Annotated in this window: 18 protein-coding genes; 10 read left to right on the plus strand and 8 right to left on the minus strand. The window is 54.7% G+C overall.

Going from position 1 to position 24,019, the window contains the following annotated elements; all coding sequences use genetic code 11:
* Window positions 1-16 precede the first annotated feature (16 nt).
* From BLR09_RS01510 to BLR09_RS01540, 7 genes are all read left to right on the plus strand, one after another.
* Complete coding sequence (locus tag BLR09_RS01510) at window positions 17-1,372, plus strand: sensor histidine kinase (RefSeq protein ID WP_093196797.1); 1,356 nt, start codon at window positions 17-19, stop codon at window positions 1,370-1,372.
* Window positions 1,373-1,625: 253 nt separating this feature from the next.
* Window positions 1,626-1,904: a hypothetical protein gene (locus BLR09_RS01515; RefSeq protein WP_093196799.1), complete on the plus strand. Its 279-nt coding sequence runs from the start codon at window positions 1,626-1,628 to the stop codon at window positions 1,902-1,904.
* 174 nt (window positions 1,905-2,078) lie between these two features.
* The gene (locus BLR09_RS01520) at window positions 2,079-3,155 is read left to right on the plus strand and encodes an efflux RND transporter periplasmic adaptor subunit (protein ID WP_093196801.1); all 1,077 of its coding nucleotides are present in this window, start codon (window positions 2,079-2,081) and stop codon (window positions 3,153-3,155) included.
* A 29-nt stretch (window positions 3,156-3,184) separates the two neighbouring features.
* On the plus strand, window positions 3,185-6,349 hold the full coding sequence (locus tag BLR09_RS01525; protein ID WP_093196803.1) for an efflux RND transporter permease subunit: 3,165 nt from the start codon (window positions 3,185-3,187) through the stop codon (window positions 6,347-6,349).
* Window positions 6,342-7,775, plus strand: coding sequence for a TolC family protein (locus BLR09_RS01530; protein ID WP_093196805.1), 1,434 nt, complete (start codon window positions 6,342-6,344; stop codon window positions 7,773-7,775). Before BLR09_RS01525 ends, BLR09_RS01530 begins: the two co-directional genes overlap by 8 nt.
* Before the next feature lie 231 nt (window positions 7,776-8,006).
* On the plus strand, window positions 8,007-9,062 hold the full coding sequence (locus BLR09_RS01535) for an NAD(P)-dependent alcohol dehydrogenase (protein ID WP_093196807.1): 1,056 nt from the start codon (window positions 8,007-8,009) through the stop codon (window positions 9,060-9,062).
* 173 nt (window positions 9,063-9,235) lie between these two features.
* Window positions 9,236-10,471, plus strand: coding sequence for a multidrug effflux MFS transporter (locus BLR09_RS01540; protein ID WP_093196809.1), 1,236 nt, complete (start codon window positions 9,236-9,238; stop codon window positions 10,469-10,471).
* On the opposite strand, the gene BLR09_RS01545 is transcribed toward BLR09_RS01540, so the two are convergent.
* The 3 genes from BLR09_RS01545 to BLR09_RS01555 form a co-directional block, all read right to left on the minus strand.
* Window positions 10,468-11,175 (minus strand): outer membrane beta-barrel protein, encoded by a 708-nt coding sequence (locus BLR09_RS01545; RefSeq protein WP_093196811.1) that lies wholly within the window; start codon window positions 11,173-11,175, stop codon window positions 10,468-10,470. The genes BLR09_RS01540 and BLR09_RS01545 overlap by 4 nt on opposite strands.
* A gap of 101 nt (window positions 11,176-11,276) precedes the next feature.
* A complete protein-coding gene (locus BLR09_RS01550; RefSeq protein ID WP_093196813.1) occupies window positions 11,277-12,236 on the minus strand; it encodes a nitrilase family protein in 960 nt (319 codons plus the stop codon).
* A gap of 72 nt (window positions 12,237-12,308) precedes the next feature.
* Window positions 12,309-13,088, minus strand: coding sequence for a helix-turn-helix transcriptional regulator (locus BLR09_RS01555; RefSeq protein WP_093196815.1), 780 nt, complete (start codon window positions 13,086-13,088; stop codon window positions 12,309-12,311).
* Window positions 13,089-13,211: 123 nt separating this feature from the next.
* Between BLR09_RS01555 and BLR09_RS01560 the strand changes: the two genes are divergently transcribed.
* Window positions 13,212-14,879 carry a glycosyl hydrolase gene (locus BLR09_RS01560; RefSeq protein WP_093196817.1) on the plus strand — a complete coding sequence of 556 codons (1,668 nt, stop codon included), beginning with the start codon at window positions 13,212-13,214 and terminating at the stop codon, window positions 14,877-14,879.
* Here the strand turns inward: BLR09_RS01560 and BLR09_RS01565 are convergent.
* The 4 genes from BLR09_RS01565 to BLR09_RS01580 form a co-directional block, all read right to left on the minus strand.
* A complete protein-coding gene (locus BLR09_RS01565; protein WP_093196819.1) occupies window positions 14,876-17,818 on the minus strand; it encodes a glycosyltransferase family 2 protein in 2,943 nt (980 codons plus the stop codon). The genes BLR09_RS01560 and BLR09_RS01565 overlap by 4 nt on opposite strands.
* Window positions 17,815-19,134 (minus strand): glycoside hydrolase family 2 TIM barrel-domain containing protein, encoded by a 1,320-nt coding sequence (locus BLR09_RS01570; RefSeq protein ID WP_245689851.1) that lies wholly within the window; start codon window positions 19,132-19,134, stop codon window positions 17,815-17,817. Before BLR09_RS01570 ends, BLR09_RS01565 begins: the two co-directional genes overlap by 4 nt.
* Before the next feature lie 141 nt (window positions 19,135-19,275).
* Window positions 19,276-20,025 carry an NADPH-dependent F420 reductase gene (locus BLR09_RS01575; RefSeq protein WP_093196823.1) on the minus strand — a complete coding sequence of 250 codons (750 nt, stop codon included), beginning with the start codon at window positions 20,023-20,025 and terminating at the stop codon, window positions 19,276-19,278.
* A gap of 226 nt (window positions 20,026-20,251) precedes the next feature.
* Window positions 20,252-21,112 carry a helix-turn-helix domain-containing protein gene (locus BLR09_RS01580; protein ID WP_093196825.1) on the minus strand — a complete coding sequence of 287 codons (861 nt, stop codon included), beginning with the start codon at window positions 21,110-21,112 and terminating at the stop codon, window positions 20,252-20,254.
* A 397-nt stretch (window positions 21,113-21,509) separates the two neighbouring features.
* Here BLR09_RS01580 and BLR09_RS01585 point away from each other — a divergent pair, with 397 nt between their 5' ends.
* Both BLR09_RS01585 and BLR09_RS01590 read left to right on the plus strand, forming a co-directional pair.
* Complete coding sequence (locus BLR09_RS01585) at window positions 21,510-22,058, plus strand: DUF2975 domain-containing protein (RefSeq protein ID WP_093196827.1); 549 nt, start codon at window positions 21,510-21,512, stop codon at window positions 22,056-22,058.
* 3 nt (window positions 22,059-22,061) lie between these two features.
* Window positions 22,062-22,271 carry a helix-turn-helix domain-containing protein gene (locus tag BLR09_RS01590; protein ID WP_093196830.1) on the plus strand — a complete coding sequence of 70 codons (210 nt, stop codon included), beginning with the start codon at window positions 22,062-22,064 and terminating at the stop codon, window positions 22,269-22,271.
* 56 nt (window positions 22,272-22,327) lie between these two features.
* Here BLR09_RS01590 and BLR09_RS01595 read toward each other — a convergent pair whose 3' ends face one another.
* Complete coding sequence (locus tag BLR09_RS01595; RefSeq protein WP_093196833.1) at window positions 22,328-24,016, minus strand: RagB/SusD family nutrient uptake outer membrane protein; 1,689 nt, start codon at window positions 24,014-24,016, stop codon at window positions 22,328-22,330.
* Between the last annotated feature and the right edge of the window lie 3 nt (window positions 24,017-24,019).

The raw sequence follows: 24,019 nt of genomic DNA on the forward strand, positions 1-24,019 counted from the left end.
CCATACCCGTACCTGCATGCTTATCCGCAATCGCCTGACGATCATTTTTACCCTCCTGGCGATGGCCATTCAGGTCACGCTGTGCCTGCTCGTTTTCTACTTCTATTCGCTGTACCGGCAGGAAGAGTTTTTCAGCCGGCTGGAAGGAAAAGCAGAGGTAGCTGGTCGCGTCCTGATTTCGCGCCGGCACCTGCACGACGATTTTTTCAAGAACATGGTCCGGACAGATCTCCTGACGATCGTCGAAGAGCAGATCAGCATCTATGACAGCGATCAGAAACTGGTCTTTACCAACCGGATGCTGAAGGAGTCGGACTACTACAAGGAGAAAATACCCTTTTTGTCCGGAAATACGCTGTCTACCTTCCGGATCGGGCACCTGGAGTCGATCGTGATGCCGTACCGGGACCGCGGTCAGCAGTTTTACATCTTTGTTTCGGGGTTTGACCGCATCGGCTTTGCGAAGCTCGGCGCCCTCCAGCAGATTCTGGTACTGGCGAATTTGCTGGGTTTTGCGCTGATCGTACTGGCCGGCTGGTATTTCTCGGGCCGGGTACTGAAGCCGATCTCCCGGATTGTCGACGAAGTGGAAACCATCACCGCCCGCCACCTGCACAAACGCGTGAACGAGGGCAACCGCCGGGACGAAATCGCGCAACTGGCGATGACCTTCAACCAGATGCTCTTCCGGCTGGAAGATGCCTTTGTGTCGCAGCGCAGCTTCGTTTCCCATGCTTCTCATGAATTGCGTACCCCCCTGACCAATACCCTCGGTACGCTGGAAACATCTCTCCGGTACGATCAGAACCCGGCCGACTGGCGGGATAGCATGGAAGTGGCGGTGGAAGAACTCAAGAAAGTTATCGCGCTGACAAACGGTCTGCTGGGGCTGGCAAAGGTAACAGATGGCCCGGTGGCGCTGTCGACTGTGCAGGTAGACGACTGCCTCATGACGGCCATCACCCAGGTACAGGGGAAATACCCCGGCCGGAATCTGCCGCTCCGGTTTTCGGCGGACGAAGAGGACATTCTCACCGTCAAAGGTAATCCGACACTCCTCGGCACGGCCTTTCTGAATGTACTCGACAATGCCTGCAAGTATTCGTCCGGGGATGTATCGGTGGAACTGAGTTCCGGAAACGATCAGGTAGTCGTAAGCGTTACCGACCGCGGGCGCGGTATTTCAGACGCCGATACGGCGCATATCCTGGATCCGTTGTACCGGGGGAAGAACGTAGAGGGCGTACCAGGCTACGGAATCGGCCTGGCGGTGACACAGAAAATCGTCGAACTTCACCAGGGTGTATTAGAGATTCAGTCGCGGGAAGGGGAGGGAACCACCGTTTCCATTAAACTTCCGGCCTACGTATAGCGAATTTCATGGAATTGAGCCGATATAATATTGTACTATATAAAGATTGAATACAATTGCCGAAATGCCGTATTAAGACGGTTTTGGGGGACGTAAACCGCTCTTTTTGACACGATTAGGCCTATTTCAGACACCCTGGATTCTTCAATCTCTTCCCCGATATTAAACTTTTCTAATATCTTCTAATTTCCTTCTCACACCGTTTTAATGTTCCGGCGCTTGCTTTGTTGCAAAGCAATGAAGATACAAGCTTATGCAACGCCGGAGTTTCCCCTCGATTTTGCTTTACGGCTTTGGGCTGGCATTGGCGCTTTCCCTGGTGTTTAACGGATTTCTGCTGGGCGAGCTGAGTCGCCTGCAGGGATTTGATGACTTCTCGTCTTCCGGTCATACCGTGGTAGACGACTCGCTCTGGCAGCAGCAACTGACCGACTGCCAGCGGGCTAATCAGGAAAAGGATAGCCTCATTCACCGCCTGGTCCAGGTTCCCAACGCACCCCCGCCGGTCCGACCGGTCCGTCGCCTCAAATAAAAATTTCTTCCCTACTCATCAAACCGTCTCACTATGCAGGTAAAACGCACCACCTCTTATCGGACTGCCCTTTCGGCATCCGACACCCGCACCTGAGGCCGCAGCCGACGTGCACTCCGGGTGGCAACAGCTGCCGACTCAAACGACCGTTCCCCTTTTAAAAAGAAGACTATTATGAGAAAAATTCTCATGCTGTTGAGTGCCTGTGCCCTGCTTTCGAGCTGCGCCGAGCATCAGCACGAAAAAGAAGAAGAAGTGAAGTACCTCGTAACCAGTCCGCTCAAAGCTGACACCACGGTTACCAAAGACTATGTATGCCAGATCCGCGCGATCCGCCACATCGAAATGCGCGCCCAGCAACGGGGGTATATCCAGAACATTTATGTAGACGAAGGTCAGTCGGTGCGGGAAGGACAGGTAATGTTCCAGATCATGCCGAAACTGTATGAAGCCGAGCTGCAAAAAGCACAGGCGGAAGCCAGCTTCGTCGGCATTGAGTACAAGAACACGAAGCGCCTTGCTGACAGCAACGTTGTGGCTCCGAACGAACTCGCGATGGTAAACGCGAAGCTCGACAAAGCCAAGGCGGAAGTTGCGCTTGCGCAGGTTCACCTCGGTTTCACGAAGATCAAAGCGCCGTTTACGGGAATCATGGATCACTTTCAGGTACGGCTCGGTAGTCTCGTGGACGAAGGCGATCTGCTGACGACGTTGTCTGACAACAGCAAAATGTGGGTCTACTTCAACGTGCCGGAAGCCGAGTACCTCGACTACAAGGCCAAGCAAACCGATACCCGGAAGATGCAGGTGAAGCTCCGGATGGCTAACAACGAGCTGTTTGATCACCCCGGCGTAGTGGAAACGATCGAAGCGGATTTTGACAACGAAACCGGTAACATCGCTTTCCGGGCTACGTTCCCGAACCCGAAGGGACTCCTCCGCCACGGCGAAACGGGTAATATCGAAATGACGATTCCGCTGCGTAATGCGCTGATTATCCCGCAGAAAGCCACGTTCGAAATACTTGAAAAGAAATATGTCTACGTCGTTGGCGCGGACAACAAAGTACACTCCCGCGAAGTATCTGTCGCTGCCGAAATGCCTGACCTGTATGTTATCGGCAACGGTCTGAAGGATGGCGAACGCATTCTCCTCGAAGGAATCCGGAAAGTGAAGGATGGCGATAAGATCCAGTTCCAGTACGAAGGTCCGCAGTCGGTTATCCCGAAACTGAGAGTATACGCCGAGTAGAGGGTATGTGTCACTAAACAGGCAAGAATATGTTCAGACAATTCATACACCGGCCAGTACTCGCGATTGTGATTTCGCTGGTCATCATATTCATGGGCATTCTGGCCATCAACAGTCTACCCATCTCGCAGTTCCCTGAAATTTCCCCGCCAATGGTTATCGTCCGGGCATCCTACCCCGGGGCGAGCGCCAAGGTACTCACCGAGTCTGTGCTCATTCCGATGGAGCAGGCAATCAACGGGGTACCGGGGATGAAGTACATGACTTCCGATGCGACCAGTGCGGGGGAAGCCAACATCCAGATCATTTTTAACCTCGGTACCAACCCCGACCAGGCGGTCGTGAACGTCAATACCCGGATTGCGCAGGTATTGAACCGCTTACCGGTCCTGGTACAACGGGAAGGGGTTATCGTGAACCGGATCGTGCCGAACATGTTGATGTACGTCAACTTGTACAGTAAGGACAAGAACGCCAACATGAAGTTCCTCTTCAACTATGCCGGGGTAAACATGCTTCCGGAGTTGCAGCGGATTTCGGGTATCGGTCAGGCGAGTATCCTCGGTTCGCGGCAGTATGCCATGCGTATCTGGCTGAAGCCGGACCGGATGCGTGCCTATAATATCTCTGCCGACGAAGTCATGGACGCGCTCGGTGAGCAAAGCGTGATCGGGTCTCCGGGTCGTATCGGCCGGGCCGACGGAAAGCGTGCCGAAGCGTTGGAGTATGTATTGACGTACCAGGGGCGGTTTAACGAAGTGGATCAGTATAAAAACGTCATTGTCAAGGCGAACGCCAACGGGGAAATCCTGCGGTTGAAGGACATTGCGGAAGTAGAGCTCGGCAGCGAGTACTATGACCTTTACTCAAACCTGAACGGACTCCCGTCAGCGGCTATTCAGCTGAAGCAAACGTACGGCAGTAATGCCAAGGATGTGATCCGCGACGTTAAGGCGAAACTGGATGAACTCAAGAAGACCTTCCCGCCGGGAATGGACTACGAGATCAGCTATGACGTTTCGAACTTCCTTGACGCGTCCATCGAAAACGTTATTCACACCCTGCGGGACGCGTTTATTCTCGTGGCATTGGTGGTGTTCGTCTTCCTGGGCGACTGGCGGTCAACGCTCATTCCGACCCTTGCCGTACCGGTATCGCTCGTCGGGGCCTTCATTTTCATGCAGGCGTTCGGACTGACGATCAACATGATTACGCTCTTTGCCCTTGTATTGGCGATTGGTATTGTGGTCGATGATGCCATCGTCGTCGTCGAGGCTGTCCACGCCAAGATGGAAGAAGAGCATCTATCGCCCTACAAAGCCGTTAAGAAAGTACTCCGCGAAATCTCCGGCGCCGTTATTGCCATTACCCTGTTGATGACTGCGGTATTTGTGCCGGTAGCGTTTATGACGGGTCCTGTCGGGATTTTCTACCGGCAGTTTGCGATTACGATGGCGACGTCGATCGTTATCTCCGGTCTCGTCGCGTTGACGCTGACACCGGTACTTTGCGCGATGATTCTCCGGAATCACCACGATCATCCCCGGAAGAAAAACATCATTGACAAAGGTATCGACGCCTTCAACCGCGGTTTTGAGAAACTGACGGGCCGGTATGTCGGACTGCTGCGCATGATCGTCAACCGCCGGATGGTGACCTGGGGTATTCTGCTGGCCTTCGGCGCGGGGATCTTCGGTATTTCGACGACGCTGCCTTCCGGTTTTATTCCGAGTGAAGACCAGGGCATGATCTATGCCATTATCCAGACGCCTCCGGGATCGACACTGGAACGTACGAACGACATCGCAATGCGTCTCCAAAAGATTGCCGAGCACGTGGAAGGTATCCAGTCTGTTTCGGCGCTGGCAGGGTATGAAGTATTGACGGAAGGTCGCGGTTCCAACGCCGGTACCTGTCTGATCAACCTCAAGCCGTGGGGCGAACGCGAGCACAACGTCAACGAAATCATGGAGGAACTCGAAGAGAAGGCCAGGGTGATTCCGGGTGCGACGATCGAGTTCTTTGATCCTCCGGCCGTACCGGGTTACGGCGCCGCGGGCGGTTTTGCCCTGCAGCTGCTCGATAAAACCAACTCGGGCGATTACAAGCAGCTGGAGCGGGTAACGGAAGATTTCATGGCGCAACTCAAGAAGCGCAAGGAGCTTTCCGGTCTGTTTACCTTCTTCAGTGCGAATTATCCGCAATACGAGCTGGAAATCGACAATAAACTGGCCATGCAGAAGGGTGTATCCATCGGTCGGGCCATGAACACGCTCTCGATTCTCATCGGTAGTACGTATGAACTCGGTTTCATCAAGTTCCAGCGCTTTTTCAAGGTATTCGTCCAGGCTGCGCCGGAATACCGGAGTCTGCCCGAGGACATCATGAACCTGTATGTGAAAAACAACCGGGACGAAATGGTACCCTTCTCTGCCTTCATGAAGATCAAGAAGACGCAGGGGGCCAACGAAATCAACCGGTATAACATGTATACAACGGCCGCCTTCCGGGGTCAGCCGGCGAAGGGTTACAGCTCCGGGGAGGCAATCAAAGTCATCCAGGAAGTAGCGAAGAATACGCTGCCGCGCGGATACGACATTGACTGGGGCGGTCTCTCGAAAGATGAAACCATGCGCGGAAACGAGGCGGTCTACATCTTCCTCATCGTATTGGCCTTCGTCTACATGGTACTTGCGGCTCAGTATGAAAGTTTCCTGCTGCCGCTGGCGGTCGTGTTCTCGCTGCCTTGCGGGGTGTTCGGATCGTTCCTGCTGATCAAGATGATGGGCCTCGCCAACGACATCTATGCACAGGTCGGGTTGGTCATGCTCGTGGGTCTGTTGGGTAAGAACGCCGTCCTTATCGTCGAGTTCGCGGTGCAGAAACACCGGGAAGGCGAGACGGTTCTCAACGCCGCTATCGAAGGAGCCAAGGTACGTTTCCGCCCGATTTTGATGACGTCCTTCGCCTTCATCGCCGGGTTGATTCCGCTGGTACTGGCGCATGGCCCGGGCGCTATCGGTAACCGGACGATCGGTTCTTCCGCTCTCGGAGGGATGTTGTTTGGTACGGTCTTCGGCGTCCTTATCGTTCCGGGATTGTACTACATCTTCGGCAAACTGGCCGAAAACCGCCGCCTGATCAAACGCGAGGAAGAGAATCCGTTAACCGAAGAATTCACTCACAATGTATAAAAGGATCGCACGCATAGGACTGGGAGTCGCGTTCCTGTCGATCGCCATCACCGGGTGTAAAACCCCGGTGCTGGTGACCCGGACAGAGAACCGGAATGTTCCCGGCAGTTTTGACTCGTCTCAGGATTCCACCAACACGGCACGGATGAAATGGCGGGAGTTTTTTACCGACCCGAACCTCGTTTCCCTGATCGATACCGCCCTGCATAACAACCAGGAGCTGAATATCACCCTGCAGGAAATCGAAATCTCCCGGAATGAAATCCAGGCGCGGAAAGGGGAGTACCTGCCGTTCGTTGGCCTGCGCGGAAGCATGGGCGTCGATAAGGTAGGCCGGTACACGGTACAGGGTGCGACGGAAGCGACGACGGAAATCAAGCCGGGTAAGGAAATGCCCGATCCTGTTCCCAACTTCCTGGCTGGCGCGTTTGCTACCTGGGAAATCGATATCTGGAACAAGCTGCACAACGCAAAAAAGGCAGCGGTCAACCGGTACCTGGGTTCGATTGAAGGCCGGAATTTCCTGGTGACAAACCTGATTTCCGAAATCGCGAACTCGTACTACGAGCTGCTCGCGCTGGATACCCAGCTGGATATCCTGAACCGGAACATCGAGATTCAGACCAACGCCCTCAAGATTGTCCGCCTGCAGAAAGAGGCTACCAAGGTGACCGAGCTGGCCGTCCGCCGGTTCGAAGCCCAGGTACTCAACACGCAGAGCATGCAGTACACCATCCGTCAGCGGATTATCGAAACGGAAAACCGGATTAACTTCCTCGTTGGCCGGTATCCGCAGCCGGTTACGCGTACCGTGGGTGGATTTGAAAACATGCTGCCGGCGGCTGTGAAAGCCGGTTTGCCGTCACAGCTGCTCGCGAACCGGCCGGATATCCGGCAGGCGGAGCAGGAGCTGGCCGCGACGAAGCTGGATGTGCAGGTTGCCAAGGCGCGTTTCTATCCGTCGCTGGGTATTTCAGCGGGCTTCGGGTACAACGCCTTTAACCCGGCGTATATCATCCGCACGCCGCAGTCCCTGTTGTTTTCTCTGGCAGGCGACCTGACGGCGCCGCTGGTCAATAAAAACGCCATCAAGGCTGCCTACTTCAATGCCAATGCCAAGCAGATTCAGGCTGTTTTTAACTACGAACGGACGATTCTGAACGCCTACATCGAAGTGGCCAACCAGTTGTCGAACATCACCAACCTGGAAAAGAGCTACGACCTGAAGTCAAGGGAAGTGCAGGCGCTGACCCAATCGGTGACGATCTCCAATACGTTGTTCATGTCGGCCCGCGCCGATTACATGGAAGTACTGCTGACCCAGCGCGATGCGCTCGAATCCCGCTTCGACCTGGTCGAAACCAAAATGAAGCAGATGAATGCCATGGTAAATATTTACCGGGCACTGGGAGGCGGCTGGAATTAACGTACCTGATTTCCGCCATCAGGCCGGGGCCGTTGCATCCTGTATGCAACGGCCTCTTTGTTTTGGTTTGAATTTCTTACTTTTTGGTTTGATCGTTGTTAGCCGATACGGCGAAGACGCGTGTAGTTTTGTATCGTCGCAGGTCAGAACTATGCGGCATCGCCAGCCGGTCCGTTTCGGTACCCTGACCAGCGCCATTGCTCTCATTCTTCCTTTTTCTTTCATCAAGCCATGCCAACTGTTTCTGTGCAGGCCATCGGCAACCTCGCTGCCGAAGCGCCGCTTCAATCCCTGACCATTGCGCGTCGGGATGTAACTCCACACGACGTGGAGATTGAAATTCTGTATTGCGGTGTTTGCCACTCCGACCTCCATCAGGCCCGCGGCGAGTGGGGCGGTACGGTGTACCCCTGTGTTCCGGGTCACGAGATCGTAGGTCGTGTCGTGCGCGTCGGTGCACATGTAAAAGCGTTCAGGGAAGGAGACCTTGCGGCCGTTGGCTGCCTCGTCGATTCCTGCCGGGAATGCCAGCCTTGTCACGACCACCAGGAGCAATTCTGCGAACACGGAGCTACCTATACGTACAACAGCCCGGATAAACACCTCGGCGGTCATACCTATGGCGGATATTCCCAGCGGATTGTAGTCGACGAAGGCTATGTCCTCCGCGTTCCGGACAATCTCGATCCGGCGGCGGCCGCACCGTTGCTTTGTGCCGGTATTACGACTTATTCGCCGTTGAAACGCTGGAAAGTAGGTCCGGGACAGAAAGTGGGAGTTGTCGGCCTCGGCGGTCTCGGCCACATGGGGATCAAGTTGGCGAAGGCAATGGGCGCGTATGTCGTTGTATTCACGACGTCACCCTCCAAAGCAGAGGATGCCCGCCGGCTCGGCGCGGACGAAGTAGCGCTGTCGACCGATCCGGCGCAGATGAAACAGTGGCGCATGAAGCTGGATTTCGTCCTCGATACCGTTTCGGCCCCGCACTCGGCAGATGAGTACCTCAGTACCCTGAAGCTCGACGGAACGATGGTACTCGTCGGCCTGCCTACCGAACCCCTTGCTGTTTCGGCTTTCAACGTGATTGTTCCCCGCCGCAATTTTACGGGCTCCTCCATCGGCGGGATTCAGGAAACCCAGGAAATGCTGGATTTCTGTTCGGAGCACAACATCGTCTCCGACATCGAACTCATTCGCGCGGATCAGGTCAACGAAGCCTGGGAACGGCTCCTCAAAGGTGATGTAAAGTATCGGTTTGTGATTGATATGGGGAGTTTAGGGCAGTAGGTGATGAGCAGTAGGCGATAAGCGATAAGCAATAGGCTATAAGCTATAAGCAGTAGGCTGTAAGCTATAAGCAATAGGCTGTAAGCCGGGTTAACGGGCCATTGCTTACAGCCTACTGCTTATAGCCTATCGCCCCAAAATTGCCTACTTTTGTGTTTTTTCCCGCGCTACGCATGAAGGAAAACAAACGACTACTCATTCTTCTCCTCGGTTTGCTGACGGCCGTCGGGCCGCTTTCGATTGACATGTACCTGCCGGCGTTCCCGGTTATTGCGGCGGATCTGCATACGACTGTAGGGCGTGTGTCTTTGTCTCTTTCCAGCTTCTTCGCGGGAATTTCAGTAGGGCAGCTTATTTATGGCCCTCTGCTGGAGCGTTTTGGCCGGAAGAAGCCGCTGACTGTCGGACTTGTTATTTACCTGCTTGCGTCTTTTTGTTGTGCGATGGCGCGTTCGGTCGATAGCCTCATCGTTTTCCGGCTGCTTCAGGCAACCGGCAGCTGCGCCGGGCTGGTAGGCGCGCGGGCCATCGTCCGGGATCTTTTTCCGGCAAAGGAAAATGCCAGGATATTTTCGTCACTCATGCTCGTGGTCGCGGTCTCGCCGATCATCGCTCCTACGCTTGGAAGTTACATGGCGGCTGCATGGGGCTGGCGACCGGTATTTTTTGTACTGGCCGGGGTTGCCGCATTACTACTCGTTGGCGTCTATTTCCGGCTGCCGGAAAGCAAGCAGCCCGACCCTTCCTTTTCGCTGAAACCGGCTGCGGTATTGGGTAACTTCCGGAGTATTCTCTTTCACCCGGTATTTTATGTTTGCGCGTTTACGGGAGCAATTGCCTATGCCGGTTTGTATGCCTACATCAGCGGCTCACCGTATGTCTACATGGAGCTTTTCCGGATTTCGGAGACCTACTATGGATGGATTTTTGCGCTGATCGCAGCCGGACTCATCGGATCTACGCAAGTCAATACCGTTTTGCTCAGGTACTTTTCCAGTGAGCAGCTGATACGGGCAGCCTGTCTCTGCCAAAGCCTGGTAAGCCTGATACTTGTCACGACTACCTGGCTCGGATGGACCGGGCCGGCATTCATGACTTTTCTGCTGTTTCTGTTCGTTTGCGGACAGGGTATCATCTTTCCGAACTCATCGGCTTTATCACTGACGCCTTTCGCCCGCACAGCCGGTAGCGCCTCAGCGCTGATGGGCGCGTTGCAGATGTTCATCGGCGCGGGAGCTTCGGCGCTCGTCGGCGTATGGCAGGACGGCACGGCGGTACCGATGACTGTTGTCATGGCGGCCTGCTCGGTTACCGCTTTTCTCCTGTTTTCTATCGGACGAAAGAAGCTGCCGGATCTGACGTTGATGCTGATGAGTGAGGAGAAAGGGGACGAGCCCGCAGCGCATTAGCGGAGACGGTAGAAAATGCCCGCCCTGACCACATTCAAATAGGCTTCTGTCGCACCGCCAAGCCACCCTTCCCGGTAGTTCTTAATGCCGATGGAATATCCGGCATTGATGCCCGCCCGACGGTAGCTGAAGGCCAGTTGTAGCCGCGGACGGATATCTGTCCGAACGGTGGACGGATCCCCTGAAATAGGTTGCTCCCCGCCGTTGGCATGGAAGTGGCCGCTTTCTTTCGCTTTCAACCGAAATCCGAAATCAATTCCTGCGGTTAGGTCCAGGCTAACGGACTTTCTGCCAAAGCGATAACCGGCAAACGGATGAAGGAGCAGGAAATCACTTTCTAGAAACGCTGTTCCGGTAGCGTCATAACCAACTGTTGAAAAATCCCCGTAAATCGTGAAACGATCAATATGAACGGCACTACGAAGCCGTTCATAGCCCAGATCCGCCCCATAGATAAAATGCCTTTTTCCAACGCGCTTAATGGTTCCGGAGAAACCATAACCCCAGGCGGGCCGGCTACCAAGGGAATTATTGACATGCACCGAGCTATTCATCATTTCCTGGGAAACGAACGTATGCGAGTTAGCTGAAGCGCCACTGAAGTGAGATAAAGTGGTTGACAAGCCAACGGCAACTTCGGTAGACTGGGCAACGGCATCGAAACAAATACCCGAAACAATAAGGAGTAGTAAAAGCTTTTTCATCTGAGGGGTCAGTCAGGGGTTGGAAAAGAAACAAACGGTGAACCGTCTGTTCAAAGCTACTGTCCTTCTGCAATATTTCGTTAATCAGACCGCGGTATTCCTTATGCTCCGCCGGGATTGACGAGCCAGCTCACGTTCTGCTCCGACCTATGCTCCCTCCCGATGATCTCACTGTACAACTCCGGTCGTCTGGCCTTCCGGTACCGGTAGCCTCCCGCGAGAGTCAGTTTTTCAGGCGTGAGGTTGGCGACGGCGATGTCGTCGCCCAACGCCCTGCACTCCGCCAGTACGTCGCCGAAAGGGTCCAGGATCATGGAACAGCCGTTTTTCAATTGGTCGTCGTCCATCCCGATCGGGTTGGAAAAGACGACATAGATGCCGTTGTCGTATGCTCGTGCAGGGAGCCACTTCATGAGCCAGGCGCGACCCTTCAGTCCGTCGAACTCGATACGGAGCGAAGTAGGGTCAGCCGCGCGGTTTTCCCATAGCTTCGGGTCGGCGAATCCGGCTCCCGGGCGCGTCGATGGCGTCATCATCGTCACATGCGGCATAAAGAGAATATCGGCGCCGAGCAGGGCCGTCGCCCGTACATTCTCCACAATGTTGTTGTCGTAGCAAATCAGTATCCCGCATTTCCATCCCAGTATGTCAAACACAACATACTCATTACCAGGCAATAAATGTGGATTGATGAACGGATGCAGCTTCCGGAATTTCGCTTTCAGTCCGGTTTTGTCTACGCAGACATAGGCTTTGAATAACCGGTCTTCCTCATCCTTTTCGAATAGTCCGGCGAGGATAACCATCTCATACTCTGCTGCAATCTGAATCAGCGCTTCCATACTTTCTCCTTCCGGGATGCGTTCAGCGATGGCGAGCAGGCCTTCCCGCGAAAGATGCCGGGCAAAGGTATAACCTGTGACGGAGCATTCATGAAAGGCGATTACCTGAGCGCCCTGTTCGGCTGCCTGTCCGGTCAGTTCACGGATACGGGCCAGGTTATAGGATTTGTCTCCGCTGGCGTTTTCAAACTGAGCCGTTGCAATGCGTAGTGGTTCCATCTTTCTGTGGTTGTTGATGCCCCAAAAGTAGACGGACCCTCACGGCAATAATTGGATAAATCCGACAAACCGTCAGACGGGGAGCAGGTTAGCAGCGAGCCGCCCGGGATTGGCCAGGTACTGTCCCGGCGTCAGGCCGGTCAGGTCCGAAAATTCCCGGATATAATGCGCCTGGTCGTAGTAGCCGGCCTTACAGGCGACGTCCATCAGGCTGAGATGGGGCTGCAACCGTTTCATTTTCAGACTTTTCTGAAGACGCAGGATACGGGAAAAAGGCTTGGGTGACATGCCTACCAGCTGGTGAAACCGCCGCTCCAGGGTTCGTTCGGTCAGGCAGCTTGCTTCGGCCAGCGAACGGATGGAGAGTGGCTCGTCTGCCGCGTTCATGCGACTGACGACATACGGTATTCCTTGCAGGTCCGGCAGGACGTGTTTTCTCCGTTGCGTCAGCAGGACTTCGAGCAACCGGATGCGATCACTCCAGGAAGAGCATTCCTGCAGGCGTTCACCTATTTCATCCGTCCTGAAAAAATCATTCGCGCCGACACGTAAATCAACGGTTTCAGTGCCCGGAATACCTGTAAGTCCGTACAGGCCCCACGGCTGGAAAACGACAATCAATAAACCGAGATTTCCGACGGCAGCCAGGTCGCTGTGGCGGGACGTCTGTCCGTATACAAACGAAGAGGCAGGTAAGGCGGCGCCCGTCAGCGGCTCAGCAAAGGAGAAGACAATACCCGGACTGCCATCCGGAAAAAACCGATACGTCCCCGGCCCGGTCAGCGAAGCATATTCGATGACCAGGTAATGCCGGATCAGGTCGGCCAGCGCCGGAGACGGAGGAAGTTGCATGAACGAAAATAGGTAAATCGCCGGCGGTTTGCCGCTCGCCGGCTTTGGTTTTCTGTCAACGCAGGAAGGAACATGCCAAATCGGGCCGGATTTGCTAATTTGAGCGACTATTTCTTCCGTACTATGAAGGTAAAAGTTATTTGGGGGGCGGCGGTGCTGCTGTTTCTCGGGCTGCTCGTTTTTTTCGTAACCCGTTTTACATCTCTTTTAAAACCCCGTACTGACACGATTAATCTGCTTGATACGGCCTTTCAGGAACGACTGGAGGGCTATTTCAATAGACGGGATACCTCGCTGACTCCGCCGCGTCTTCAATATCTGTCTGTCAGGTTGTACACCGGGACGTCTGAAAAGCAACTTGCCGCTGTTTTCAAGGGACTGAATCCCCGTGAAGGATTGCTGCTAACCCTGTTGACCGAAGAAGAAGGCACATTAAAAAATATGATTGAGGGTTCATTCGATAATGCATTGACAGAGCTTTGCCGCGCGCTGCCTTCCGGCATACCGGTGTATCTCCGCTGGAACCCTGACATGGAAGTGCCGGTGAAACGTTTTCCCTGGCAGTATCAGGCGCCGGCCGACTACATTGCAGCCTTCCGGCATATGGCCACGCGATGCCGGAAAGAACGCCCTTCTCTGAAAATCATCTGGTCTCCGGCGGGGTACCCGGGAACGGAGGAGTACTGGCCGGGCGGGGATGTTGTGGATGTGGTTAGTATCTCCATGAATGGGCAAAGCGAACGGGAATCCACTGCCTATCCGCCTGAACCGGACCGGCGCGGGGCACTCCGGCGGAAAATACTGCGTACCAGGTTCATGGATAAGCCGGTGTTTCTGCTGACTCCATCCGCCGACAGCACGTACAACTGGCGGAAAGACCTTGCTGCGGTCGCCCGGCAACTTCGAACAGATTCAGCACTGATTTTTCAATCGACTGCCCGAAACAAGGCCGCCTCGCGTACCGCAGGCACCCTGCCGGTATTGGGAGTGTATGACCCGAACCTCGGACTCACCGGCTCCGAAGCTGTCAAAACCGAACATTTGTTTATAGACCTGGGTACTATTCAGAGCGGCAAATTTGCCCGGGAGTTCGAGGCGGTGGTACGAAGAGGACATCAGGCTATTGTGACGGTTGAACCCTGGCGGGACAGCAAAATCCGGAAGGATTCTTCTGTTTTACAGAATACAGAAGACGGGGTATATGACGAAGAATTCCGGGAATTTTTCCGGATCGTCGCGGCCGCGCGCCAGCCCGTTTATGTCCGCTTTGCGCACGAGATGGAGATTCCGATCCACCGCTATTCCTGGCAGAGCAAAGACCCTGTGCTCTATATCAAAGCCTTCCGTCACTTTATGCAACTGGGAAAGGATGTTAAACAGGTACGAAAGATATGGGGCCCTGCGGGCGACCGGGGTTCGATGGAATGGTACCCCGGCGACGATGTTGTCGATTTTGTCAGTATTGCCATTTACGGTCTGCCGGACAAAAACATCACCGATCCTGCCAAACAGGAATCCTTAGAAACCATATTCAACCGGAAAGCCTGGCGCATGAAGCTGGCGGCCAAACCGATTTTTATTACCGAATTCGGTGTCAAGGGGCCCGATGATTTTCAGGCAACCTGGATGGAAAACGCCGCCCGCGTCATAGCCAGGCATCCGGAGGTAGTGGGCGCCTGCTATTTCAACCTGGCGGATAACCCCGGAGTATGGGGCAATATGCCGGCGCCCGACTGGGCGATCAGCCGGCAAACATTTGACCGTTTCGTTCAGGTACTCCGGGAAAACTAGAAAGAAGAAGCTGCTTCCGGTGTGAGCGGCGTATGAAGCGGCGATTCGACAATCTGCTCCACCCGCTGACCGCGAAGCACATACAGGTACAGCCGGTAAAGAGTGGGATGTCTGGGGATCGTCAGCGACAGCCGGGGACCTGTGCCGACGTCCGTCATTTCCACCGGATTTTCAAAACCGTCTGTGCGGACGAGCTTCCATTCGTAGCGGCTTCCGCGCTCCTGCGCCGTGGGAAACTTCCACGCATTATTCTCCCACCGGATCACGTAGTAGTCCAGCGTAATGCCTTCATAAGTAGCCAGCGCCGGCCGGAGTATCTTGCAGGGGACAACCGGACCGGGTACCGGCTGCCTGCCCCACATCGATCCGAGCAGGTCGAAAGCGTATTTGGAACGGCCTTCGTAGTCGCGAAGTCCGTCAAAACTCAGGTGTCCGAATATCTTCTCATCCTGCCAGTTGGAAGCAAACACACCGGCCATTTTGTTTCGTGTTTTGGAATAAGCTTCCGGGCCTATGTAGCTGAAAAAGAAGGGAGTGTGTATTTTCCGGAGGGCCTGATCCGCAGGTTGCCCGGTTTGATCACGCAGGACCAGCCCGATCGCGTCGATTGCCGGAGCCGTCCGTTTGATCAGGTGAGCAAGTGCGGGAGCGTCGTTTGTAAGCTCGATGTCTGCCGTGATCGGCCGCGCCGGGTCCGTTTTCCGAATGGATTCCGACACCTTCCGCAACCACAGGAGATAGGCCCGCTGTTCGGCCGTATTTTCTGACCGACGGCCTTCCTGAAGCGCCGGATTGCTGAAATTCCAGGAGACGATAGCCTGTTCGCTTTTGAATTGCTGAACGGTCCTGGTGATTTCGTCGGCGAGCTCGTCCGCTGCATCGGTATCTTTCCGGAAATCAAGGTTTTCCGGAATCCAGAAAGCATAGTGAACCTTCATTTGCTGCCGGCGCGTCGCTTGCAAGGTATTGTAGTCGTATATCCCCGGGCCGAAATGCCGGATGGCGGTGATGCCCGCGCGACGCATGAGGAGCAGGTCGTCCTCCAGTTCCTGTTTGGTGAATGCCGGCTTGCGGCGCGACCAGTTGTGCCCTTTCGTATAGTTGACGCCGTGAACGCCTCCGAAAAAGGATACAGACGTTTTCGGAAAGAAAGCGGTATCTGACAGCGGAATGCCCATGGCGCGGTACAGCGCTGGAACATCCGGCTGCTTCCGGGGCTTCCGTTTCGCCAGACTTTGGGCGTACAGCTGGTTTTCCCGGGCGGTCGCGAGCGTCTGCTCCAACCGCGGGCTGAAGCCCTTGAAATAAGTGATGACACTCACCAATAGTATGGTAATCAGAAAGGCAGAGGAGCGTACGCCGCTGTAAATACGTCGTCTCAACAACCAGAACCGCCCCTTCAGCTCCCGTATGGTTGCAAAGGCGGTTTTTAGTATGGGGAAGCGGATCGCAAGCTCACGGATCTGCTGCTGCCTGCTTGCCGCGATCGTAAAGCACATGAAAAAACAGTTAACGCCCGCGAAACCGGCCATGATCAGGTTGTAAGGATTCCAGTCCTGGTACAGGCCATATGCGATGGCCGCCAGCGATACCACCAGTACTACCAGGTTGGGGACATTCAGCGGCCAGTTGTTGGCTTCATTGCCGTCTTTGGGCGTCGGTACATAGGGTATTTTTTTGCCGGTAAACGTATACAGCACGCCCAGTATATAGACCCACCAGGTACCAATCATGAGCAGGCCGCCTACCACGTGAAAACCCCTTTCCTCGTCCTCCATCACCCAGGATTGTACAAAATGGCGTATCAGGATTATGCAGGAAGTCATTGGTAAGACGACGAGCGCAAAATCTTCAAGATCAAACCGCATCGGGCTGACGCCCAGTACCAGGGCGAGAACCGGTATCAGAAAATTGATCAGAAAGATAAAACCCGACAGGTAGTGCAGCGGAATGGTCCCGTACTGAATCCGCTGCCGCCAGGTAAACCCGCCGAATAGTTTGGGGTATACGTGGACGAAGAGATCAAATACTCCCCGCGACCACTTCAATTGTTGTTTGTAGTAGGCCGAAAGCGTCGAAGGAACAAGTCCGCGGGCCAGAACCGCCGGTACATACAGGGATTTCCATCCTTTGGCATGCAGTTGCATCGACGTGTGCATGTCTTCGGCCAGCCCGGCCGCGTGCCCGCCGATGGATTCCAGTGCCGTGCGCCGGAAGGTACAATTGGCCCCGATGGCCAGCACCGTCCCGTAGCGGTTCATGGTCATCATCATCGGGCCATAAAACTGGTAGGTCTGCTGGGCGGCGCCTTTGGCAATGAGGCCTTCGTCGTGGTTTTTATAGGCCTGAACGATCTGCACATAACCGATTCCGGGGTCGTCGAAATGCGGGACAATCGGATCGAGAAAATCAGGAAACGGTACGTGATCGGGATCGAGTACCACGCATAGCTCTCCGGACGAACTCCGCAGCGCATTGTTGATATTGCCTGCCTTCGCGTTCTTTTTGTCCGTCCGGGTGATGTGGTGTACGCCGAGGCGCGCGCATACGTCCCGGAGGTACGGGTCGTCGGCTTCGTCGCACAAATAAGTTTCATGCGGATACGTAATAGCCTGAATAGCCGTGAGCGTTTCGACGATCATCTCGTACGGCTCGCCGGCGCAGAACGTCGTAAAAATATCGACGGAGTAGTGACGAGTCAGGGGCGGTGTCGGCGGCACGCTGATGCAAAGGTAGTGGTACCATTCGTGCAGTACTTTCAGGCAGGCGAATACAAAACCGGTGACCAGCATCCAGTACAACGGCGCATATCCCCGTACCGGTTCAGACAATACCCGGGATAGGAAAAACCCCATAGCCAGAACGCCCAGGATGATCATCAGCCGGAGCATCACCAGCTGTCTGCCGGTCGGGGGTTTTACGGACAACGCTTGCTTCACGGCTGACGGATGACATAAAAAGGTGTATTACAGGAGGAAAAATGCCCTCCCTGATCATACACCGTAGCAAAGATACGGTAAGGACCCTCCTCGCGGGGAGCGGAAAAAGTCAGACGGAGGTTGTCGCCCGCGCCCGTGACAGTCATCAGCGGCGTCAGCTTTCGGGTACTGTTCCGGTGGTTTTCACGGTACCAGTCTTCCCGGAAAACCTGCCAGCGGATCGACCGGATCTGGTTATGCCGGTTGGAAAGCAGTACCTCGGCACCTGTTTCCGCGCCGGGAGTAAGCAGGACATTATCGCGCGCACCCCGCTGACTCAGAAGCATATACCGGATCTGTGGATAGGTGACGGGCGACGGCCTTCCGGTCCATAGCTCCCGCATGATGCCAACGGCCTCAGATGAGCGCCCGTCTTCGTCAAACATACTGAACCACGTCGGCGTCGTTTCCTGCTTGTTTCCCCAGAAAAATACGCAGGCGCCCAGGAAACGCGGATCTTCCACCGGCATATCCCGCCGGTAGCGCTGCCGGTACACTTCCGCCTTTTTCTGACTTGTATCTTCAATAAAAGCGCTCCAGGCTGTCTGTTCGGTTCCCTGCCAGGGGCCGCTGACTCCCCATTCAAGCAGCATATAAGGCCCCTTCCAGAACCAGGCCTGGTCTGCCAGATCCTGACGCAGGGTGGAAAGTCTGCCGAAAATATTGAACGAGATAATATCAATATCGCAGCGCAGCCGGAGATTGAAAATGTACTTGGAATTAAAGTTCAGGATTGTTGTCGTGACAGGATGATCCGGGTCTTCGGTGTGGATCATGTCCGTCAGATCGCTAAAGGCTTTATAGAAATCGGCATACTTCCATTTGTACGGAAAATCCAGTTCGTTTCCCAGGCACCACATGAGTACGGACGGGTGGCTTTTGTAACGTTTTACGAGAGACGTAAACGCCTGCAAGCGCTTTTGGTTACTCTCCGGCGACTCATAAAGTGCCAAATCGCTGCTATTCGGGAGCGGAAGGCCTACGATGACCGCGAGGTGATGCCGGCCGGCGCTGTCCAGTATGGCGGCGAGGCCGGTCGTATCCCAGGTTCGGAGTGTGTTCCCACCCGCTTCCTCCAATTCCTGAAAGTGAGAAAAACCACCGGCTCCCTTTACCGCGAAAGGCTTCCCATCCCGCATCAGAGTATACCTGCCTTCCTGCTGGTCGACGTACACGCGGGCTGCCTTGTTTGTGCGCCTCTCTCCGCGACATGCCATGAGCGCCGACAGGAGCGACAGAGTCACCAGAAAGAAAAGCAAATGCGTTCGGGTCAACAAGGGAGGAGCAGGTTTCCGACCGGGAGAGTCATGGCTGTTGAAACCCGAAGATAACGCAAAAACAGTTTTCGGTTTATAGTTTTCGGTTTACAGTTGCGAAGCGGCTGTAAACGGTAAAATGTAAACCTAAAACTGTTTCTGCTATTCCATAAGGCCGGAGGGAAGATCCTCCGCGTACCCGCCGACACGGCCCGTGTGCGTGGCACGTGCGAGCAGCGTACGCACTTTGCCGGGCGGGACCGAACGGATGCGTTCGGCCCGAAACCAGGTACGGCGCTCGTCGTCGGTCAGTCCGGCCGGCGGCTCCACGATATAAGGAAGCACGTATACCGGCATACCCGCCTCCATGCGCCAGCTGTCTGCCAGGGAGCCATTGTCGACGGCGTCGAACCCGATCCTGTCCAGAAAACTGAAAACACGGGCTTTGGCATAGGCGTCGTTGCTGCTGACGGGCAGCGCCCAGCGGTCTGCTGCACCCGCAGGCCGCGGACCATTGCCGAGGTGATGATGATCGAGGTTATTGAGAGCCTTGACCACCAGCGAGCCTTTCAGGAATCGCTGGATCAGCTCGCTGGACGTCGCCGACCGGTCCTCCAGTGCCGGGATGATACCGTTTGTGCACGGGAAGTAATTTGTCGTGTCGACGATCACCTTTCCAATAAAATCAGCCGGTGAAAGCCGGGTAAAATCGGGAAACGGAATGGATAGGACAATGAGATCGCTCTCGCGGGCGATTTTTTCCGGCGTCGCATCCGTCCCGGAATGCAGTTCGGCCGTCGCTGACGTACAGGGAAACGTACTGATCAGGACATGGTAGCCTGCTGAAACGGATAGCCGCGCCAATGTGCAATGGACCGGCCCCATACCGATAAATCCAATGGTTTGCGTCATAGGTTCTGATTGCGTTGGGGTATGTTTCCGGAAAACAGTGTCCGAACAGGCCGCGCTCCGCAAGGGCGGAGAAGCATGTGAAAAACGGTAAGTGCTATACGGTACCTGTTGGAAAGAAGCGTGCCGGTGACGGACGTTTGTTTATTCGGAAGACAAGACAAAGATACTTCCCCGCGTACCGGAGGAGGTAAATGATATCAAACAGAAAATTAATGATATCAAACAATCAGGCGCGGAATGACTTCGGGGGGAGGCCCGTCGCCCGTTTGAAGTAATTGTTGAAATGCGACGGATACTCAAACCCGAGGCTGTAGGCAACCTCCGCCACGCTCCAGTCGGTATGTTGCAGCAGGGCTTTCGCCTCGCCGACAATCCGCTCGGTGACGTGCGCGGAGGTGGTGCGGCCGGTTACCTCCCGGACGGCCCGGTTGAGGTGATTGACGTGAATCGACAGGTGGTCGGCGTATTCCTGGGCGGTCCGGAGCGCGAGCGGGCGACCGGGACTTTCCACCGGAAACTGCCGCTCCAGCAATTCGAGAAACAGGGAGGCTATACGTGTAGCGGCGCGTTGCTGACCCGGCAGGCTCTCCGCCGGGCGGATTTTATGCGCCTCGTGAATGACCAGCTGAAGGCAGGTACGGATCAGTTCGTCCTTAAAGGCATAGGTACTGTTTTGCTCGTCCAGCATCTTGATAAAAAGAGGCTGCAAAGCGGCTTCCTGAGCGGCATCAAGCAGCATAACCGGCACGCTGCCTATCCGGAACAGGGGTGATTCCTGGATGCTCTCGGAACGGCCGGCAGCCTTCAGAAATTCCTCGGTAAAGAGGCACGAATAACCTGACTGACGCTCTGACAGCAATTCGACGGAATAGGGCTTGCGCGGGTTCGAGAAAAACAAAAAGCAGCCGTTGATCTCGTACTTCCGGTCGGCATAGTGAATCCGGACGTGCCCGGTGGACAAGGCGATTTTATAATAATCCCGTCGACTGTAGGCAGGCGCCCCGCTCGCCGACTGCTCGATTTGAAAGACGTTGAATCCCCGTAGTTTGAGGTCACTTGCATTCAGGTGTACTGACTGGTCGCTCATCTGGCAAAGTTAAAGAAATCAAGCAGGAAACTGCGTTCGTTTTTGTTTTCGGGAGGGGGGGTGAGAGGAGAAAGTCCGTACCGTTTCATACCCCCTTGCAAACGTCTGCGCGCCAGCAGGTCAGCCCCTCGCGTTCGGGCGCATGTTTTTGCGGTCTTCCTGGTTTTGCCGGCGCGCGTACAGGGATCCGTTCGGTTTGCGGGGAAGTTGAACCTGCGGCGCTATTCAAATACGGTTGGGAATAGCTTCGGAGCTGCCGGTGTGCCCGCCGGGCAAAAACAGCCGCTCAGCCTCCTGCCATTCCGCTTATCGCGCAAATCCTGACAAAAGGATAATATTTATTGTTTATCAATAAAAATATATTCTATTTTGGCAAAATATTTAACCAGACACAATCATGAAAATTACGACAAAGCAGGTATTGACGTTGCTGCTGATCCTCACCTGGGTCATCTTTATCGGGGTCTGTATCGAAGCAGGGGGAGTCCTTTTCAGTGCCTTTTATACGCTGTTCATTAACTCGGTCAATGCGGAAAATTTCTGGGTTGGCAACAACCTGACAGAACTATATGCGCTTGACAGAGGCTACTTCGCGGTAGAGGCGCTGCTGATTGGTATTGCGTCCACCCTGAAAGCCGTGATGTTTTACCTTATTCTCAGTATGTTATATAGTAAGAAGCTACGGATCTCTCAGCCGTTCAGTCGGGAAATGCGTCGGTTTATTCTCCGGCTTTCGGGTCTGACGCTGGGTATCGGAGTATTCACCGGATGGGGCGTGCGATACACCGCCTGGCTGGCGGGAAAGGGAATTTCGATGCCTGATACCCAGCAATTGCACCTTGGAGGAGCCGATGTATGGGTGTTTATGGCGGTTATCCTCCTTATCATTGCGGAGATTTTCAAGCGCGGAATCGAAATGCAGGCCGAGAACGAATTAACCATTTAAGCCATGCCCATAATCGTAAACCTGGATGTCATGATGGCCAGGCGGAAAATATCCCTGAATACGTTGTCGGAGAAAGTGGGCCTGACGCTGTCCAACCTGTCGATCCTCAAAACCGGTAAAGCCAAAGCAATCCGGTTCAGTACCCTGGAAGCGATTTGTGAAGTATTGGAATGCCAGCCGGGGGATATATTGGAGTATAGAGAGGGGGAATAGAAAAAGGGGTTCGCGTTGAAGCGCGAACCCCTTTTTGGTAAGGTGATTCAGAAAAATCAATACCCCGGGTTCTGCACCAGATACCCCGGCAAATTCGAAGACCCGTCAATTGTCGTTTGCGGGATCGGGAAAATCCGCTTCTTCGGGTCGCTGTTGGTCTTTTCCGTCCAGGTACCTTCGTACTTGCCGAAACGAACCATGTCCGTCCGGCGGAGCATCTCCCAATAGAACTCAAATCCGCGTTCGCGGAAGAGCAGATCGAGCGTCATGGACGTCAGAGCCGGCGGCGGCGTAGTCTTGGTACGGGCTGCCCGCACGGCGTTGACATCGGCCAGCGCTGCGGCAGCGTCGTTGTTCTTGCGCAATTTGGCCTCCGCACGCATCAGGTAAATATCTGCAAGGCGAACGATGGAAATATCAGCCTCCCCGTTGTTCCGGCCCGTATTGGATGACGAACTGAATTCATATTTCTCTACCCGGTAGCCGGTGCTGTAGTTACTGCCGGCAGTGGTAAAGTCAATCGTCTCGGTGAAGTTTACCGGCAGGTCGGCGCGGTTGCGGGTAGCGTTGGTGAGCTTGCCTACTTTCAGGCGGCCGTCCGGGCAGCGCAGAAATACCCCGTTGACGCGGATCGCGCCATATTGCTGCCCCCGCAGAATACCCCGGTTGATTTTATAATCCTTGTCGGCCACGCAGGTATCGCCGGCATTGGAGTACACCGACATATTTTCCTGGTAGAAGCGGGGGTCCTTTTTCGGATCATCGGTACCATACGCCTGCGTCCAGGTTTTATAGAAATCAGATGTAATCGCCGGACCATCCGTACCATTGGCCGCCGGATATGCCGCCAGCGGGAACTGGTCCCCGGAAAGCGAAAAGTAAGCCAGGCGGTTATGACCGTTCAAGTTCGGGCGCTGATCCACTGCGAAAATAAGCTCGCTGTTGTCGTGGTTGTTATTCCCGAAAATCGAGAAATAGTCGGCTGACAACTGATACTGTCCCGAGGAAATGATCTTGTCACAGTACGAAATAACCTTGTCCATATCCTCTGCCGGGAAATTGACCGTCGTCGCATACCGGTCGCGGTATACCTGCGCATTCAGGTACAACCGCGCCAGCAATCCGTAGATCGCGCCTTTCGTTAACCGGCCAGAGCCGACTGCCGAGCGGACCTGCAGGTTGGGCTCTACCGCCAGAAATTCGCTTTCGATATACTTAACAGCGTCATTTCCACGCAGAATCGTCGACGTTTTACCGATATCGTCTTTCACAAATGCGACGCCAAACAGATCCAGTAGCAGCATGTTGTAAAAAGCGCGCATACCCCGGGCTTCCGCCAGGTAAGTCGGAACGTTTTCGCTTTTCAGCGTCGGCAGGGTATTGATCGCGGTAATCGAGCGCGACACCGACTGCACCAGGTTATCCCAGGTACTTTTCAGGTTGGGATCGGTGCTGGTATGCGTATGCTGGTGCATGGCGATGTAGATCCCGTTGTCACCCCAGTCCGTACCGCCGCGATAGGGCAGAATCGCTTCGTCTGTCGAAATTTCCTGAATCGCGAAGTAGTTGGTGTGCTTGTAGATTTCAGGAAGAAGGGCATATACCGGCGCAATGGTGCCGTCGGCCGCTTCCTGATCGCTTTGCTTCGTTTTGTGACTTTCGTCCAGGATCTCCTCGTTCAGCGTTGTACAGGCAGATCCGATAAATAGAAGGCTGGTAATGGCAGCCAGTAGTGTCTTGTTCATGAT

This window comes from Siphonobacter aquaeclarae, from assembly GCF_900103285.1.
GTDB classification, from domain to species: domain Bacteria; phylum Bacteroidota; class Bacteroidia; order Cytophagales; family Spirosomataceae; genus Siphonobacter; species Siphonobacter aquaeclarae.

Coding starts and splice junctions, on each gene's coding strand:
- BLR09_RS01545 (WP_093196811.1), bottom strand. CDS start 11,175: ATGAAAAAGCTTTTACTACTCCTTATTGTTTCGGGTATTTGTTTCGAT.
- BLR09_RS01520 (WP_093196801.1), top strand. CDS start 2,079: ATGAGAAAAATTCTCATGCTGTTGAGTGCCTGTGCCCTGCTTTCGAGC.
- BLR09_RS01585 (WP_093196827.1), top strand. CDS start 21,510: ATGAAAATTACGACAAAGCAGGTATTGACGTTGCTGCTGATCCTCACC.
- BLR09_RS01580 (WP_093196825.1), bottom strand. CDS start 21,112: ATGAGCGACCAGTCAGTACACCTGAATGCAAGTGACCTCAAACTACGG.
- BLR09_RS01560 (WP_093196817.1), top strand. CDS start 13,212: ATGAAGGTAAAAGTTATTTGGGGGGCGGCGGTGCTGCTGTTTCTCGGG.
- BLR09_RS01535 (WP_093196807.1), top strand. CDS start 8,007: ATGCCAACTGTTTCTGTGCAGGCCATCGGCAACCTCGCTGCCGAAGCG.
- BLR09_RS01550 (WP_093196813.1), bottom strand. CDS start 12,236: ATGGAACCACTACGCATTGCAACGGCTCAGTTTGAAAACGCCAGCGGA.
- BLR09_RS01595 (WP_093196833.1), bottom strand. CDS start 24,016: ATGAACAAGACACTACTGGCTGCCATTACCAGCCTTCTATTTATCGGA.
- BLR09_RS01510 (WP_093196797.1), top strand. CDS start 17: ATGCTTATCCGCAATCGCCTGACGATCATTTTTACCCTCCTGGCGATG.
- BLR09_RS01575 (WP_093196823.1), bottom strand. CDS start 20,025: ATGACGCAAACCATTGGATTTATCGGTATGGGGCCGGTCCATTGCACA.
- BLR09_RS01530 (WP_093196805.1), top strand. CDS start 6,342: ATGTATAAAAGGATCGCACGCATAGGACTGGGAGTCGCGTTCCTGTCG.
- BLR09_RS01540 (WP_093196809.1), top strand. CDS start 9,236: ATGAAGGAAAACAAACGACTACTCATTCTTCTCCTCGGTTTGCTGACG.
- BLR09_RS01555 (WP_093196815.1), bottom strand. CDS start 13,088: ATGCAACTTCCTCCGTCTCCGGCGCTGGCCGACCTGATCCGGCATTAC.
- BLR09_RS01590 (WP_093196830.1), top strand. CDS start 22,062: ATGCCCATAATCGTAAACCTGGATGTCATGATGGCCAGGCGGAAAATA.
- BLR09_RS01515 (WP_093196799.1), top strand. CDS start 1,626: ATGCAACGCCGGAGTTTCCCCTCGATTTTGCTTTACGGCTTTGGGCTG.
- BLR09_RS01525 (WP_093196803.1), top strand. CDS start 3,185: ATGTTCAGACAATTCATACACCGGCCAGTACTCGCGATTGTGATTTCG.